General features: G+C 51.2%; 16 protein-coding genes and 1 pseudogene. 7 read left to right on the top strand and 10 right to left on the bottom strand.

The window, feature by feature from the left end; all coding sequences use genetic code 11:
• Positions 1–5 precede the first annotated feature (5 nt).
• Both guaD and ghxQ read left to right on the top strand, forming a co-directional pair.
• The gene (gene guaD / locus D9742_RS15150) at positions 6–1,322 is read left to right on the top strand and encodes a guanine deaminase (protein ID WP_130237444.1); all 1,317 of its coding nucleotides are present in this window, start codon (positions 6–8) and stop codon (positions 1,320–1,322) included.
• 35 nt (positions 1,323–1,357) lie between these two features.
• Entirely contained in the window at positions 1,358–2,725 is a 1,368-nt protein-coding gene (gene ghxQ, locus D9742_RS15145) for a guanine/hypoxanthine transporter GhxQ (RefSeq protein ID WP_130237443.1), read from the top strand.
• Between the two features lie 33 nt (positions 2,726–2,758).
• Here ghxQ and D9742_RS15140 read toward each other — a convergent pair whose 3' ends face one another.
• The gene (locus tag D9742_RS15140; RefSeq protein ID WP_130237442.1) at positions 2,759–3,247 is read right to left on the bottom strand and encodes a 4Fe-4S dicluster domain-containing protein; all 489 of its coding nucleotides are present in this window, start codon (positions 3,245–3,247) and stop codon (positions 2,759–2,761) included.
• Positions 3,247–5,166, bottom strand: a complete 1,920-nt coding sequence (gene ygfT, locus D9742_RS15135) for a formate-dependent uric acid utilization protein YgfT (RefSeq protein ID WP_130237441.1) — start codon at positions 5,164–5,166, stop codon at positions 3,247–3,249. Before ygfT ends, D9742_RS15140 begins: the two co-directional genes overlap by 1 nt.
• A 436-nt stretch (positions 5,167–5,602) precedes the next feature.
• On the opposite strand from ygfT, the gene uacT reads away from it, so the two are divergent.
• Positions 5,603–7,051 carry a urate/proton symporter UacT gene (uacT, locus tag D9742_RS15130; protein ID WP_130237440.1) on the top strand — a complete coding sequence of 483 codons (1,449 nt, stop codon included), beginning with the start codon at positions 5,603–5,605 and terminating at the stop codon, positions 7,049–7,051.
• 1 nt (position 7,052) lies between these two features.
• Positions 7,053–7,178, top strand: a complete 126-nt coding sequence (locus D9742_RS15125; protein WP_064529875.1) for a hypothetical protein — start codon at positions 7,053–7,055, stop codon at positions 7,176–7,178.
• Positions 7,179–7,192: 14 nt separating this feature from the next.
• Here the strand turns inward: D9742_RS15125 and D9742_RS15120 are convergent, their stop codons facing one another.
• A complete protein-coding gene (locus D9742_RS15120; RefSeq protein ID WP_123057966.1) occupies positions 7,193–7,246 on the bottom strand; it encodes a hypothetical protein in 54 nt (17 codons plus the stop codon).
• A 54-nt stretch (positions 7,247–7,300) separates the two neighbouring features.
• On the opposite strand from D9742_RS15120, the gene idi reads away from it, so the two are divergent.
• A complete protein-coding gene (idi, locus tag D9742_RS15115) occupies positions 7,301–7,849 on the top strand; it encodes an isopentenyl-diphosphate Delta-isomerase (RefSeq protein ID WP_130237439.1) in 549 nt (182 codons plus the stop codon).
• A 56-nt stretch (positions 7,850–7,905) separates the two neighbouring features.
• Positions 7,906–8,004 (top strand): annotated as a pseudogene (locus D9742_RS23695) (hypothetical protein); the annotation flags it as partial.
• A 63-nt stretch (positions 8,005–8,067) separates the two neighbouring features.
• On the opposite strand, the gene lysS reads toward D9742_RS23695, so the two are convergent.
• The 5 genes from lysS to xerD form a co-directional block, all read right to left on the bottom strand.
• Positions 8,068–9,585: a lysine--tRNA ligase gene (gene lysS, locus D9742_RS15105; protein WP_130237438.1), complete on the bottom strand. Its 1,518-nt coding sequence runs from the start codon at positions 9,583–9,585 to the stop codon at positions 8,068–8,070.
• Positions 9,586–9,594: 9 nt separating this feature from the next.
• Positions 9,595–10,693, bottom strand: a protein-coding gene (gene prfB, locus D9742_RS15100; RefSeq protein ID WP_001701073.1) for a peptide chain release factor 2 whose coding sequence is annotated in 2 segments (ribosomal slippage) — positions 9,595–10,617 and positions 10,619–10,693 — 1,098 coding nt in all. Because the reading frame shifts where the segments join, the coding sequence is not laid out codon by codon here.
• A 90-nt stretch (positions 10,694–10,783) separates the two neighbouring features.
• A complete protein-coding gene (gene recJ / locus D9742_RS15095; protein ID WP_130237437.1) occupies positions 10,784–12,517 on the bottom strand; it encodes a single-stranded-DNA-specific exonuclease RecJ in 1,734 nt (577 codons plus the stop codon).
• 5 nt (positions 12,518–12,522) lie between these two features.
• Positions 12,523–13,233, bottom strand: a complete 711-nt coding sequence (gene dsbC / locus D9742_RS15090) for a bifunctional protein-disulfide isomerase/oxidoreductase DsbC (protein ID WP_000715230.1) — start codon at positions 13,231–13,233, stop codon at positions 12,523–12,525.
• A 24-nt stretch (positions 13,234–13,257) separates the two neighbouring features.
• On the bottom strand, positions 13,258–14,154 hold the full coding sequence (xerD, locus tag D9742_RS15085; RefSeq protein ID WP_064529792.1) for a site-specific tyrosine recombinase XerD: 897 nt from the start codon (positions 14,152–14,154) through the stop codon (positions 13,258–13,260).
• Positions 14,155–14,265: 111 nt separating this feature from the next.
• Between xerD and fldB the strand changes: the two genes are divergently transcribed.
• Positions 14,266–14,787, top strand: a complete 522-nt coding sequence (gene fldB / locus D9742_RS15080; RefSeq protein WP_130237436.1) for a flavodoxin FldB — start codon at positions 14,266–14,268, stop codon at positions 14,785–14,787.
• Positions 14,788–14,826: 39 nt separating this feature from the next.
• Here fldB and D9742_RS15075 read toward each other — a convergent pair whose 3' ends face one another.
• A complete protein-coding gene (locus D9742_RS15075; protein WP_000244781.1) occupies positions 14,827–15,234 on the bottom strand; it encodes a protein YgfX in 408 nt (135 codons plus the stop codon).
• Entirely contained in the window at positions 15,215–15,481 is a 267-nt protein-coding gene (sdhE, locus tag D9742_RS15070; RefSeq protein ID WP_000354046.1) for an FAD assembly factor SdhE, read from the bottom strand. Before sdhE ends, D9742_RS15075 begins: the two co-directional genes overlap by 20 nt.
• Positions 15,482–15,606: the final 125 nt, after the last annotated feature.

Raw genomic sequence — 15,606 nt, 5'->3', positions numbered from 1 at the left:
CAATGATGTCAGGAGAACACACGTTAAAAGCAGTACGAGGCAGTTTTATTGATGTCATCCGTACGGTCGATCACCCGGAAGAGATCGCTTCTGCGCTACGATTTATTGAGGATGGTTTATTACTCATTAAACAGGGGAAAGTAGCATGGTTTGGCGAATGGGAAGACGGAAAACATCAAATTCCTGACACTATTCGCGTTCGCGACTATCGCGGCAAACTAATTGTACCGGGCTTTGTCGATACGCATATCCATTATCCGCAGAGTGAAATGGTCGGTGCCTATGGCGAGCAGTTACTGGAATGGCTGAATAAACACACCTTCCCTACTGAGCGCCGTTATGAGGATTTAGAGTACGCCCGCGAAATGTCGGCGTTCTTCATCAAGCAGCTTTTACGTAACGGTACGACTACGGCACTGGTATTTGGTACGGTTCATCCACAATCTGTGGATGCGTTGTTTGAAGCCGCCAGTCATATCAATATGCGAATGATTGCCGGTAAAGTGATGATGGACCGCAATGCGCCAGATTATCTGCTCGACACCGCGGAAAGTAGCTATCACCAAAGCAAAGAACTGATCGAACGCTGGCATAAAAATGGCCGTCTGTTATATGCCATTACACCACGCTTCGCACCAACATCGTCACCTGAACAGATGGCGATGGCACAACGCCTGAAAGAAGAGTATCCAGACACGTGGGTACATACCCATCTCTGTGAAAACAAAGATGAAATTGCCTGGGTGAAATCACTCTATCCTGAACATGATGGTTATCTGGATGTTTACCATCAGTACGGCCTGACAGGTAAAAACTGCGTCTTTGCTCACTGCGTCCATCTCGAAGAAAAAGAGTGGGATCGCCTTAGCGAAACCAAATCCAGCATCGCTTTCTGCCCAACTTCAAACCTCTACCTGGGCAGTGGTCTATTCAACTTACAAAAAGCCTGGAAGAAAAAAGTCAAAGTGGGCATGGGAACTGACATTGGAGCCGGAACCACCTTCAACATGCTGCAAACGTTGAATGAAGCCTACAAAGTATTGCAGTTACAGGGATACCGCCTCTCCGCGTATGAAGCACTTTACCTTGCCACCCTTGGTGGCGCGAAATCTCTGGGCCTTGACGACCTTATCGGCAACTTCTTACCCGGCAAAGAGGCTGATTTTGTGGTGATGGAACCCACTGCCACACCACTACAGCAGCTGCGCTATGACAACTCAGTTTCTTTAGTCGACAAATTGTTCGTGATGATGACGTTGGGCGATGACCGTTCGATCTACCGCACCTACGTTGATGGTCGTCTGGTGTACGAACGCAACTAATAATAAAACCTTAATATCCTCGTGAGGACATCATTATGTCTGGAGACATCCTACAAACACCGGTCGCACCAAAGCCACAGGGCGCGCTGGATAGTTATTTTAAAATAACCGCTCGTGGCAGTACCGTTCGCCAGGAAGTTCTGGCGGGCTTAACCACCTTTCTGGCCATGGTTTATTCTGTAATCGTGGTTCCCGGTATGCTGGGCAAAGCTGGTTTCCCCCCTGCTGCGGTCTTTGTCGCTACTTGTCTGGTCGCGGGCTTCGGATCGCTGCTAATGGGGCTGTGGGCTAATTTGCCAATGGCGATCGGCTGCGCCATCTCCTTGACGGCATTTACCGCATTCAGTCTGGTCCTCGGGCAACAAATTAGCGTTCCTGTCGCGCTGGGCGCGGTCTTCCTGATGGGCCTCATCTTCACCGCCATCTCCGTGACCGGAGTACGAACCTGGATCTTGCGCAATTTACCGATGGGCATAGCCCACGGTACAGGTATCGGTATCGGTCTGTTCCTGCTGCTGATTGCTGCTAACGGCGTTGGTATGGTTATCAAAAACCCGATTGAAGGCTTACCAGTTGCGCTCGGGGCATTTACCTCTTTCCCTGTGATGATGAGCTTGCTGGGACTAGCGGTGATTTTCGGACTGGAAAAGTGCCGCGTACCTGGTGGGATCTTGCTGGTAATTATCGCCATCTCAATAATCGGCTTATTCTTTGATCCTGAGGTGAAATACCACGGTCTGGTGGCGATGCCGAGTCTGACTGGCGAAGATGGTAAGTCGCTAATTTTCAGCCTCGACATTATGGGTGCACTCCAGCCAACCGTTCTCCCGAGTGTACTGGCACTGGTGATGACCGCCGTATTTGATGCTACCGGCACCATCCGCGCAGTAGCCGGCCAGGCGAATCTCCTGGATAAAGACAACCAGATAATCAACGGTGGTAAAGCCCTGACCAGCGATTCCGTCAGCTCAATATTTTCTGGGCTGGTGGGTGCTGCACCTGCGGCGGTCTATATCGAATCTGCGGCAGGAACCGCCGCTGGTGGCAAAACAGGTCTGACAGCGACGATTGTTGGCTTACTGTTCCTGTTAATTCTGTTTTTATCACCGTTATCGTTTCTGATCCCCGGTTACGCCACTGCGCCCGCACTGATGTACGTGGGTCTGCTGATGTTAAGTAACGTCTCAAAACTGGACTTCAATGACTTTATTGATGCGATGGCAGGCCTGGTTTGCGCTGTCTTTATCGTCCTGACCTGTAATATCGTCACCGGTATTATGCTGGGCTTTGTGACACTCGTAGTGGGTCGCGTTTTTGCTCGCGAATGGAACAAACTCAATATTGGTACTGTCATCATAACTGCCGCCCTGGTCGCGTTTTACGCGGGTGGTTGGGCTATCTAGAAGAACCTCCGCGCCATACAGCGCGGAGTTTTTTCAGAGAGGACTCTTGCCGCTGGCAGCAATACGCAGCTGGCGGACCCGCCTGAGTTCTCCTTCGGTTAACAACTGCAACGCCTGCGTCGGGCAAGATGCAACGCAAGCCGGCCCCTCTTCCCGCTGTTCGCAAAGGTCACATTTCACGATTTCTGACCGAACATTTCCCGGCAATATGTGAATGGTGATCATCCCAAACGGACACGCACTGACGCAACTCTGGCAGCCGATACAACGGGCAGAATTTGCCTGCACCACCTGCTTGCCCATCGTCAGCGCCTGTACGGGGCAGGCCCCAACGCAAGGCGCATTTTCGCACTGGTGACACATCACCGGCGCGCTAATTCGATCCAAACGCTGTACCTTCAGTCGAGGCAAAAAGACATCGGCAGTCAACTCCTGTTCTGAAGGGTGAGCGACCACACAGGCCACTTCACAAGTACGGCAGCCAATACAGTCAACCGGATTAACAATAATTAACGATTTCATCACGATGCCTTCGTATCAAACAGAGTTAACATATCGCGCGCCGCCTGCCTTCCTGCGGCCATTGCAGTGACGACCAGATCCGCGCCATGAACTGCATCACCACCAGCAAAGACTTTTTTCAGATGCGTCTGGGTAGGTAAATACCCGACGTCGCCGGTTTGAATCAGGCCCCATTTATCGAGTTTAATTCCGCTGCCCTGCAACCACGGCATGGCATGCGCCTGGAAACCAAAGGCCATAATCAGAACATCGGCGGGCAGCTCAAACTCTGAACCTGCGACCGGACGTGGACGACGGCGCCCATCTGGTCCCGGCTCGCCCATTGCGGTACGGATCAGGCCCACCGCAGTTAAACGTCCATCATCATCACAAGCAATATATTGCGGCTGAACATTGAACTGAAACTCAACGCCTTCCTCGCGCGCGTTGACCACCTCTTTGCGCGAACCGGGCATACTGACTTCATCACGGCGATACGCACAGGTCACACTGGCGGCATTCAGGCGGATGGAAGTGCGCAAACAATCCATTGTCGTGTCGCCGCCGCCCAAAACCACGACTCGTTTACCTTCAACATCCGTCAGCGGATACTCTTCAGACTCCGGCAGTCCCATAAGCTGGCGGGTATGGGCAGTCAGGAACGGTAGCGCCTGAATGACGCCAGGCGCATCTTCATGCGGCAAATCTGCACGCATCATGCCGTAAGTCCCCACACCGAGGAAAACGGCATCATATTCCGCCGTTAACTCGTTGAAAGAGATATCGCGGCCAACCTCACAGTTGAGATGGAAGTCGATTCCCATTGCGGTGAATATCTCCCGCCGCTGGCTTAATACCATTTTATCGAGCTTGAACGGAGGAATGCCAAAAGTCAGCATACCGCCAATTTCTGGATGGCGATCAAACACATCAACATGTACACCCGCCCTCGCCAGAATGTCGGCACATCCCAGTCCCGCGGGTCCTGCGCCAATCACCGCCACTTTTTCTATGCGAGGAACAACCTGGGTGACACCAGGACGCCAGCCCATCGCCAGTGCGGTATCAGTAATATAGCGTTCCAGATTACCGATAGAGACAGCGCCAGAGTGATCTTTTAAAGTACATGCGCCTTCACAAAGCCTGTCCTGCGGACATACCCTACCGCAAATTTCCGGTAAGGAGCTGGTCTGGTGGCAGAGTTCTGCTGCTTCAATAATCTTCCCTTCCCGCACCAGGCGGACGTAATCAGGGATAGCGTTATGCAGCGGGCAATGCCAGTTACAGTTGGCTTTTTCGGCGCAATAGACACAACGGTCGCTTTCATACGCCGCCTGTTTTTGATCAAGGCCGCAATAAATTTCGCCAAAGTGGGTCTTTCGCTCGCTCGCAGCAACTTTATCAGCCCCTTTGCGCAGAGTGATGGGGAGCAATGCCTCGCGACGAGATGATTGTGGTTTTTCCGATGCTTTTCCCTCCGCCGTCCTGCGTTGTCGCAGCGTTTTTATCTGCTGCAAGCCGTTCTCATCCATCAGCCGCAACGCCTGGGTTGGGCAGACTTCAATACAGGCCTGCGTCCCGGAACTGCGCTGGTTACAAAGGTCACATTTCTGCGCAATAGCATCGACCATCTCAATGACCCCAAAGGGGCAAGCGATTGCGCATCTTTTACAACCAATGCATTTTTGTTCATCCAGTTGTACGCTATCAGGCTGGAAAGTCAGAGCATTTACCGGGCAAACCGTAACGCAGGGGGCATTGTTGCAATGATGGCAAGCCACTGGATTTGCAGCCAGACCTTTGCCAACAACGTGGATACGGGGTCGAAAATCACCGTGACTCTGCGGCCAGTTTTCTTGATTGTGGGCCACCGCACAGGCAATTTCACAGGCATGACAGCCTATACATTCCGCAGCATCAGCAGCGATAAACTTGTTCATATGCATCCCTTTCATTTGATGAGTTATGTCTTCTCAAATGTCGCAATGCAATAAACGGGCATATATGAGGAAACGAGCCAGTTTTAATTATAATTATGTGACTGATATCAAATTATTAACCCTCAATCTGTGCCGCTTTCAATATTTAAACATCGTCGTTCAAAAGAGTGCCATCCAGATAAAAAGTATTAAATACGAGAGTGCGACATGCCAGAATGATTAATGAAATATCAATATGAGAAAATTAAAGATAATTTCATTGTCTATTTTTATTCTCATTTTCTCGGTTTAATCCCAATTATGTGATTGCCCCCGCATTTCCATCTTGTAACGTCCCCTCCTTGTGAAAACTGGCATCCCACGAGCATGTCATTAAAGAGTTTTAGTGAACGTAAACGGTTGCTTTTTACTCTGGCGAGCGAAAGGAGAAAGACTGATGAGCGCCATAGATTCTCAAATTCCCTCATCTTCAGGGCAAGACCGCCCAACGGATGAGGTGGACCGCATATTATCACCAGGAAAGCTGATCATACTCGGTCTGCAACACGTCCTTGTTATGTACGCAGGCGCAGTCGCCGTCCCACTTATGATTGGTGACAGACTCGGACTCTCGAAAGAAGCTATCGCAATGCTGATTAGCTCCGATCTCTTTTGCTGCGGTATCGTCACATTATTGCAATGTATCGGCATTGGCCGCTTTATGGGGATTCGCCTGCCGGTGATTATGTCGGTGACCTTTGCGGCTGTAACGCCAATGATTGCCATTGGGATGAACCCGGATATCGGTCTGCTGGGGATTTTTGGCGCAACCATTGCGGCCGGTTTTATCACCACGCTATTAGCACCACTTATTGGTCGCTTAATGCCGTTATTCCCGCCGTTAGTTACCGGTGTGGTTATTACCTCTATCGGCCTGAGTATTATTCAGGTAGGCATTGACTGGGCTGCTGGCGGTAAAGGCAATCCACAATATGGCAATCCGGTCTATTTAACCATTTCCTTCGCCGTCTTAATTTTCATCTTGCTTATCACCCGTTACGCCAAAGGATTTATGTCCAATGTCGCCGTATTACTGGGGATTGTATTTGGCTTCTTGCTGTCGTGGATGATGAATGAAGTGAATCTGTCTGGACTGAATGATGCTTCGTGGTTCGCCATTGTCACGCCAATGTCGTTTGGTACGCCAGTTTTCGATCCGGTTTCCATTCTGACCATGACCGCAGTGTTAATCATCGTATTTATTGAGTCGATGGGGATGTTCCTGGCATTGGGGGAAATTGTCGGTAGAAAACTTTCTTCACAAGACATTATTCGCGGGTTACGCGTAGATGGCATAGGGACAATGATCGGCGGCACGTTTAACAGCTTCCCGCATACTTCCTTTTCGCAAAACGTTGGCCTGGTCAGCGTGACGCGCGTTCACAGTCGCTGGGTGTGTATCTCTTCCGGGATTATATTAATTCTGTTTGGGATGGTGCCCAAAATGGCGGTGCTGGTGGCATCCATTCCGCAATTTGTACTAGGCGGCGCAGGATTGGTAATGTTCGGTATGGTGCTGGCGACGGGGATCCGTATTCTGTCGCGCTGTAACTACACCACCAACCGCTACAACCTGTATATCGTGGCTATTAGCCTTGGCGTGGGTATGACCCCGACGCTTTCTCATGATTTCTTTTCTAAGTTACCGGCGGTACTGCAACCGTTGTTACATAGCGGCATTATGTTGGCGACTATCAGCGCGGTGGTACTGAACGTCTTTTTCAATGGTTATCAGCATCATGCCGATCTGGTGAAAGAATCTGTCTCTGATAAAGATTTAAAAGTCAGAACAGTGCGTATGTGGCTTTTGATGCGCAAGCTAAAGAAAAATGAGCATGGTGAATGATATGAACCTATTGATGCGCACTATATTCAGTCTGTTATTACTCTTAATGATCTCCATTCCTGTCATTTCTGACTGTGTGGCAATGGCTATTGAAAGTCGCTTCAAATATATGATGCTGCTTTTTTAAATGGCCTTACTCTGTCAGCATCCGCTCAAAACGGGCGGATGCCGATAAACACTCACTTGGTTAATCATTTTACTCTTCAGTTATCTATAATGACGAGTGATTAGAATTACATGTGAGAAATTATGCAAACGGAACACGTCATTTTACTGAATGCACAGGGAGTCCCCTCGGGTACACTGGAAAAGTATGCCGCACACACGGCAAATACCCTCTTACATCTCGCGTTCTCCTGCTGGCTGTTTAATGCTAAGGGACAACTGCTGGTTACCCGGCGCGCACTAAGCAAAAAAGCGTGGCCAGGCGTGTGGACTAACTCGGTGTGCGGTCATCCGCAACTGGGCGAAAGCAATGAAGAGGCGGTGATCCGCCGTTGCCTCTATGAACTTGGCGTGGAAATAACGCCCCCCGAACCGGTTTATCCAGACTTCCACTATCGCGCCACTGACCCGAATGGCATTGTCGAAAATGAAATATGTCCAGTCTTTGCCGCTCGAATTACCAGCGCGTTACAGCCCAACGGTGATGAAGTGATGGATTATCAATGGTGTGATTTATCAGATGCTTTACGCGCTATTGATGCCACACCGTGGGCGTTTAGTCCGTGGATGGTGATGCAGGCGACAAATCGCGAAGCCAGAAAACGATTGTCTGCATTTACACAGATTAAATGAAAAACTCCGACGGTTGCCGAGGTAACAGATTGCTGACAATGTGCTCGCTGTTTTATGCCGGATGCGGCGTGAACGCCTTATCCGGCCTACAAAGTCGTGAAAATGCAATATATTGCAGAGGCGATGTAGGCCTGATAAGCGTAGCGCATCAGGCAATTTTGCATTTGCCAAAAGTCATAACCCCGACATTTGCCGGGGTTGTGAGCATAACGTAATGCTTATTTTACCGGACGCATTGCCGGGAACAGAATAACGTCGCGGATGGTATGGCTGTTGGTGAATAGCATAACCATACGGTCGATACCAATCCCCAGACCTGCTGTCGGCGGCAAACCATGTTCCAGTGCGGTGACGTAGTCTTCGTCGTAGAACATTGCTTCGTCGTCGCCTGCATCTTTCGCTGCGACCTGATCCAGGAAGCGCTGAGCCTGATCTTCTGCATCGTTCAGCTCGCTAAAGCCGTTACCGATTTCACGACCACCAATGAAGAACTCAAAGCGATCGGTGATTTCCGGGTTAACGTCGTTACGGCGCGCCAGCGGAGAAACTTCAGCCGGGTATTCAGTAATAAAGGTCGGCTGAATCAGATGTGCTTCTGCTACTTCGTCGAAAATCTCGGTGATGATACGGCCCAGGCCCCAGCTCTTCTCAACGTGAATGCCGAGAGATTCAGCAATCGCTTTCGCAGAGTCGAAGTTGTCCAGATCCGCCATGTCGGTTTCCGGGCGATATTTCTTGATAGCTTCACGCATGGTCAGTTTTTCGAACGGCTTGCCGAAGTCCAGTACCACGTCGCCGTAGGTCACTTCGGTCTTACCGAGAATATCCTGAGCCAGAGTACGGAACAGCGATTCGGTCAGTTCAATCAGATCTTTGTAATCCGCGTAAGCCATATAGAGTTCCATCATGGTGAACTCTGGGTTATGACGCACGGAAATACCTTCGTTACGGAAGTTACGGTTGATTTCGAACACACGCTCAAAGCCGCCAACCACCAGACGCTTGAGGTACAGTTCCGGCGCAATACGCAGGTACATGTCGAGATCCAGCGCGTTGTGATGGGTGATAAATGGACGTGCAGCTGCACCGCCCGGGATCACCTGCATCATCGGGGTTTCAACTTCCATAAAGCCACGATTCACCATGAACTGGCGAATACCGGAAAGAATTTGCGAACGCACTTTAAAAGTGTTGCGGGATTCATCGTTAGAGATGAGATCCAGGTAACGCTGACGATAGCGCGCTTCCTGATCCTGCAAACCGTGGAATTTGTCTGGCAGCGGACGCAGAGCTTTGGTCAGCAGACGCAGTTCGGTACAGTGGATAGACAGTTCGCCGGTTTTGGTTTTAAACAGCTTACCTTTTGCGCCGAGAATGTCGCCAAGATCCCATTTCTTGAACTGATCGTTATAAACGCCTTCCGGCAGATCATCACGAGCCACATACAGCTGAATGCGGCCACCGACGTCCTGCAAGGTAACGAAGGAGGCTTTACCCATGATACGACGGGTCATCATGCGGCCAGCAACAGCCACTTCGATGTTCAGCTCTTCCAGCTCTTCGTTCTCTTTCGCGTCGAAGTCTGCATGCAGTTGGTCAGAAGTATGGTCGCGACGGAAATCGTTCGGGAAGGCAATCCCCTGCTCACGCAGGTTCGCCAGCTTTTCGCGACGAGTTTTCAGTTCATTGTTAAGATCGGTTACCGCGTCAGTGCCTTGTACGTGTTGTTCAGACATGTTGGTTCCTTATAACCCAGCTTTCAAACTTGCTTCGATAAATTGATCCAGGCTGCCATCCAGCACTGCCTGCGTGTTGCGGGTTTCAACCCCTGTACGCAAATCTTTAATGCGGGAGTCATCAAGGACATAAGAACGAATCTGGCTGCCCCAGCCGATATCAGATTTGTTGTCTTCCATCGCCTGTTTCTCAGCATTCTTCTTCTGCATCTCCAGTTCATAAAGCTTCGCTTTCATCTGCTTCATGGCCTGGTCTTTGTTCTTGTGCTGGGAACGGTCGTTCTGGCACTGAGTCACAATCCCGGTCGGGATGTGAGTAATACGCACCGCAGATTCGGTACGGTTAACGTGCTGGCCACCCGCGCCGGATGCACGATAGACGTCGATGCGCAGATCAGCCGGGTTGATTTCGATATCGATATCGTCATCCACTTCGGGGTAAACAAATGCTGAACTGAACGACGTATGGCGACGACCGCCGGAATCGAACGGGCTCTTACGCACCAGGCGGTGAACGCCAGTTTCTGTGCGCAGCCAACCATAAGCATAATCGCCGGAAATCTTGATAGTCACGGATTTGATACCCGCCACTTCACCTTCCGACTCTTCAATAATTTCAGTTTTGAAGCCGCGCGATTCCGCCCAGCGCAGATACATACGCTCAAGCATGCTCGCCCAGTCCTGTGCTTCCGTACCGCCAGACCCCGCCTGAATATCGAGGTAGCAGTCGGCGCTGTCATATTCGCCAGAGAACATACGGCGGAACTCAAGCTGCGCCAGTTTTTCTTCCAGGGCGTCGAGTTCAGCAACGGCTTCGTTAAAGGTTTCTTCGTCGTCAGCTTCTACAGCCAGTTCCAGCAGACCAGAAACATCTTCCAGCCCCTGTTTCATTTGGTCGAGGGTGTCGACAACAGCTTCGAGGGAGGAACGCTCTTTACCCAGCGCCTGTGCGCGTTCGGGTTCGTTCCAGACATCCGGCTGTTCCAGCTCGGCGTTTACTTCTTCCAGACGCTCTTTCTTAGCGTCATAGTCAAAGATACCCCCTAAGAACGTCGGAGCGTTCCGTGAGGTCCTGAATGCGATTATTTACCGGATTAATTTCAAACATGGTCTGATTTCTTTTCTTGAGCTAGTCAAAATGCGGTGATAAGAGCGGGATTGTACCGAATCCACGCTCTTTTTTATAGAGAGGATGACGTTAAATTGGCCAGATATTATCAATGATAATCTGCACATTGCGGTTGCCGCGAAACTCGTTGATATCCAGTTTATAGGCTAGTTGTACTTCACGCACACCGTTATCCGGCCAGAGGGCCGTATCAACGTTAAACGCAATACCATCCAGCAGCGGGCCACCACCGACGGGTTCGACCATCACTTTCAGATGACGCTCGCCTACCAGCCGCTGTTGCAGCAGGCGGAAATGGCCATCAAACAGCGGTTCCGGGAACATCTGTCCCCACGGGCCAGCATCACGCAGCAGCTGCGCCACTTCCATGGTCATCTCGTCAACGCTTAACGGGCCATCGGAGACAACCTCACCCTGTAATAATGCAGGGTCCAGCCACTCGGTAACCAGTTCACCAAAGCGTTGCTGAAAAAGTTCGAATTTATCCTCTTCCAGCGACAGGCCTGCCGCCATCGCATGGCCGCCAAACTTGAGCATCATGCCTGGATAGAGCGTATCTAAGCGCTCCAGCGCATCGCGCATATGCAGCCCCTGAATGGAGCGTCCAGAACCTTTTAACGTACCGTCTCCCGCTGGCGCAAATGCAATAACCGGACGATGAAAACGCTCTTTAATACGCGAAGCCAGAATTCCGACAACCCCCTGATGCCATTCAGGATGATACATTGCCAGCCCGCCGGGCAGTGTGTCGCGGCTGCGCTCCAGTTTCTCGCACAGAGTCAGCGCCTCAACCTGCATTCCCTGTTCAATCTCTTTGCGCGTCTGGTTTAGGGCGTCGAGTTCATTTGCCAGCACACGCGCTTCGCCGATGTTGTCGCACAGCAACAGCGCCACACCGACGGACATATCGTCCAGTCGTCCGGCAGCATTGAGACGTGGCCCCAGCGCAAAACCTAAATCGCTGGCGGCGAGTTTTTGTGCATCGCGATTGGCCACTTCCAGCAGCGCTTTAATCCCCGGACGGCACTTTCCGGCTCGGATGCGACTCATCCCCTGCCAGGTCAGAATGCGATTATTAGCGTCCAGCGGCACGACGTCCGCCACTGTCCCCAGCGCGACCAGATCCAGCAGTTCTGCCAGGTTAGGAATTGCGATGTTACGCTCATCAAACCAGCCCTTATCGCGCAAAAAGGTGCGCAGCGCCAGCATCAGATAAAACGCCACACCCACGCCTGCCAGTGATTTCGACGGGAAATTACAGTCGCGCAAGTTAGGGTTAATGATGGCTTCCGCCGCGGGTAACGTATCGCCCGGCAAATGGTGATCGGTAACAATAACCGGAATGCCCAGCGTGCGAGCGTGTTCAACGCCCGCGTGAGAGGAAATGCCGTTATCCACCGTCACAATCAACTGCGCGCCACGGGCATGCGCCTGATCAACCACTTCCGGGCTTAAGCCATAACCGTCTTCAAAACGGTTCGGCACCAGGAAGTCGATGTTGGCGCAGCCAAGCGAACGCATCGCCAGCACGCTAAGGGCGGTGCTGGTGGCGCCGTCGGCGTCGAAATCTCCGACCACAATTATCCGCGTTCCTTCGCGAAAAGCGTTGTAAAGGATCTCGACGGCCTTTTCGACGCCGCTCAGTTGCTGCCAGGGCAGCATGCCTTTAACACCGCGTTCCAGTTCCTGCGCACTACGCACGCCCCGGCTGGCGTATAAACGACGCAGCAAGGGCGGCAGTTCAGCAGGCAGGTCTGCCGTTTCATCGATTTCACGGCGACGAAGTTTTATCTGTTGTTTCACGCGAATTATTTACCGCTGGTCATTTTTTGATGTTCGTCGAGGAATTCTTTCATGTCTTTCGGCGGCTGGTAACCTGGAACAAGTGTGCCATTGCTCAGTACAACTGCCGGAGTACCGCTAACGCCAAGCTGGACGCCAAGTGCGTAATGGTCGGCAATATCCACGTCGCAGCTGGCTGGTGCGACGCTTTTACCCGCCATCACATCATCAAACGCTTTGTTTTTATCTTTCGCACACCAGATAGCTTTCATTTCTTTCTCTGCATCGCTGTCCAGCCCCTGGCGTGGGAAAGCGAGATAACGCACGGTGATCCCCAGCGCGTTGTAGTCGGCCATCTGCTCATGCAGCTTGTGGCAGTAGCCACAAGTAATATCGGTGAACACAGTGATAACATGCTTCTCTTGCGGCGCTTTATAAACAATCATCTCTTTTTCAAGCGCGTTCAGTTGCTTTAACAGCATCTTATTGGTGACGTTGACCGGAGCTGTGCCGCTAACGTCATACATCGGCCCCTGAATGATATGTTTGCCGTCATCGGTGATATACAACACACCGCTGTTGGTCAGAACTGTCTTCATACCAGCAACAGGCGCAGGTTGAATATCGCTGCTTTTGATGCCCATTTTGGCTAAGGTTTGTTGAATTGCCGCGTCATCCGCCTGAACAAAGCCTGAAAACGCCGCTAACAAAGTAAACAACATAAAACCTTTCTTCATAAATCTTCCCGTTCTTTTCAGACATCACGCCCGCGGGTGATGCTGTTGATGAAGTTGCCGCAGACGCTCGGTAGCGACATGCGTATAAATTTGCGTTGTGGAGAGATCGCTGTGGCCCAGTAGCATCTGTACCACGCGTAAATCCGCACCATGATTTAACAAATGAGTGGCAAAGGCATGACGCAACACATGCGGTGACAGCTTTTCGCTATCGATACCCGCCAGCACGGCATAATGTTTAATGCGGTGCCAAAAGGTCTGGCGCGTCATCTGCTGCGCGCGCTGGCTGGGAAACAGCACGTCAATCGACACACCGTTCAATAGCCATGGTCGTCCGTGTTCCAGATAGTTTTCCAGCCAGTAGACCGCCTCTTCACCTAACGGCACAAGGCGCTCTTTGTTGCCTTTACCAATGACCCGTACCACGCCCTGGCGCAGACTAATGTCGCTCATTGTCAGCCCAACCAGTTCCGAGACACGCAGCCCGGTAGCATACAGCACTTCGAGCATCGCTTTATCGCGAAGCTCCAGAGGCTGATCGACTAACGGTGCCTGTAATAATCTTTCAACCTGCGCTTCGCTTAAATCTTTCGGCAAACGCTGGGGCAATTTCGGCGAAGCCAGATGCGCACTGGGATCGTCTTCACGAAATTTTTCGCGATAAAGATACTGGAACAATCGGCGCACCGCACTCAGCAAACGTGCTGAACTGGTGGCTTTATACCCGCCCTCCAGCCGTTCTGCCAGTAATGCCTGCAAATCATCACTTTGCGCCGTTGCCAGCGTCAGCCCCCGATGATGCAACCACTCCACCATCATTGACAGATCGCGACGATATGCGTTCAAAGTATTTTCGGCGAGATTTTTTTCCAGCCACAGGGCATCCAGAAACTGCTCGATGCGTGCCAGATCTTGTTTCACTTGCGCCCCTTATCGTTACTCGTTTGATCCATTATGCCTTATTGTGCCGTGACTAAAGCGATTCTGATACACTAGCCGCAAAAGCCACAGCAGAATCGAGAAGCTTACGTTATGAATATAGGTCTTTTTTACGGTTCCAGCACCTGTTACACCGAAATGGCGGCGGAAAAAATCCGCGATATTATCGGCCCAGAACTGGTGACCTTACATAACCTCAAGGACGACTCCCCAAAATTAATGGAGCAGTACGATGTGCTCATTCTGGGTATCCCGACCTGGGATTTTGGCGAAATCCAGGAAGACTGGGAAGCCGTCTGGGATCAGCTCGACGACCTGAATCTCGACGATAAAATTGTTGCGTTATATGGGCTTGGCGATCAGCTGGGATACGGCGAGTGGTTCCTTGATGCGCTCGGCATGCTGCATGACAAACTCTCGACCAAAGGCGTTAAGTTCGTCGGCTACTGGCCAACGGAAGGATATGAGTTTACCAGCCCGAAACCGGTGATTGCTGACGGGCAGCTGTTCGTAGGTCTGGCGCTGGATGAAACTAACCAGTATGACCTTAGCGACGAGCGTATTCAGAGTTGGTGTGAGCAAATCCTTAACGAAATGGCAGAGCATTACGCCTGATGTGACTGACGGCTTTGCGCATTAGCGTTGCCGTCATGTTTACCTTTGCGTCTCTTGTTGCAACAAAATTCGCCGTAAATCCCGCCATTCGGCTTCGTCCATGCTGTCTGCTGCCAGCCACAAATGCTGACGTTTACCGCTATCAGAGCGTAAACGCAACATCATGCCGCTTTTAATCATCCACGGCGCTTTGACGATGCTCCACTCCTGCCCTTGCCAACGTAATCGCCCGTCCATCAACAGGCGAATCTCCCCCTGGCGAGCATTAATGCGCCGCTGGCTGCGAACGCAATCAAACACCACCAGCGAAAGCAACACCATCCATAACGGGGTGTAACTTAGCGGCCAGGGCATGAGTAAAATAACAGCGGCAACCAGCCCATGAATCAGCAAGGAAAGCCACTGCGCGCGCCAGGAGACGCGCAGATCAGATTGCCACAGGACCACGTTCCCGGTTCCGTGTCTGGATGAGTCGGACCATCATTTCCAGTTCTGCATCGGCCGGTTTACCGTGATTCATCAGCCAGTTGAACAGATCGGGATCGTCACATTCCAGCAGACGAATAAAGATGCGTTTTTCGTCATCGCTTAAGCTGTCGTACTCATGTTCGAAAAACGGCATGATTGAAATATCGAGTTCGCGCATACCACGGCGGCATGCCCAATGAATGCGGGCTTTGTTGTTAATGTCCATCTTCTTCCTGTCTCACGAAAATCCAGTACCTGGCTATTGTAACGTGTTTTTCGACTTCTTTTGCGGGAATATCGGTAAACACAATCGCGATCGCGAAATTAATCCGCAACAATTCAATGGCTTCA

This window comes from Escherichia sp. E1V33 (assembly GCF_004211955.1).
GTDB lineage: Bacteria > Pseudomonadota > Gammaproteobacteria > Enterobacterales > Enterobacteriaceae > Escherichia.
Note: the sequence above shows the minus strand (reverse complement) of the source record. Positions and strands in the feature narration are given on the sequence as shown.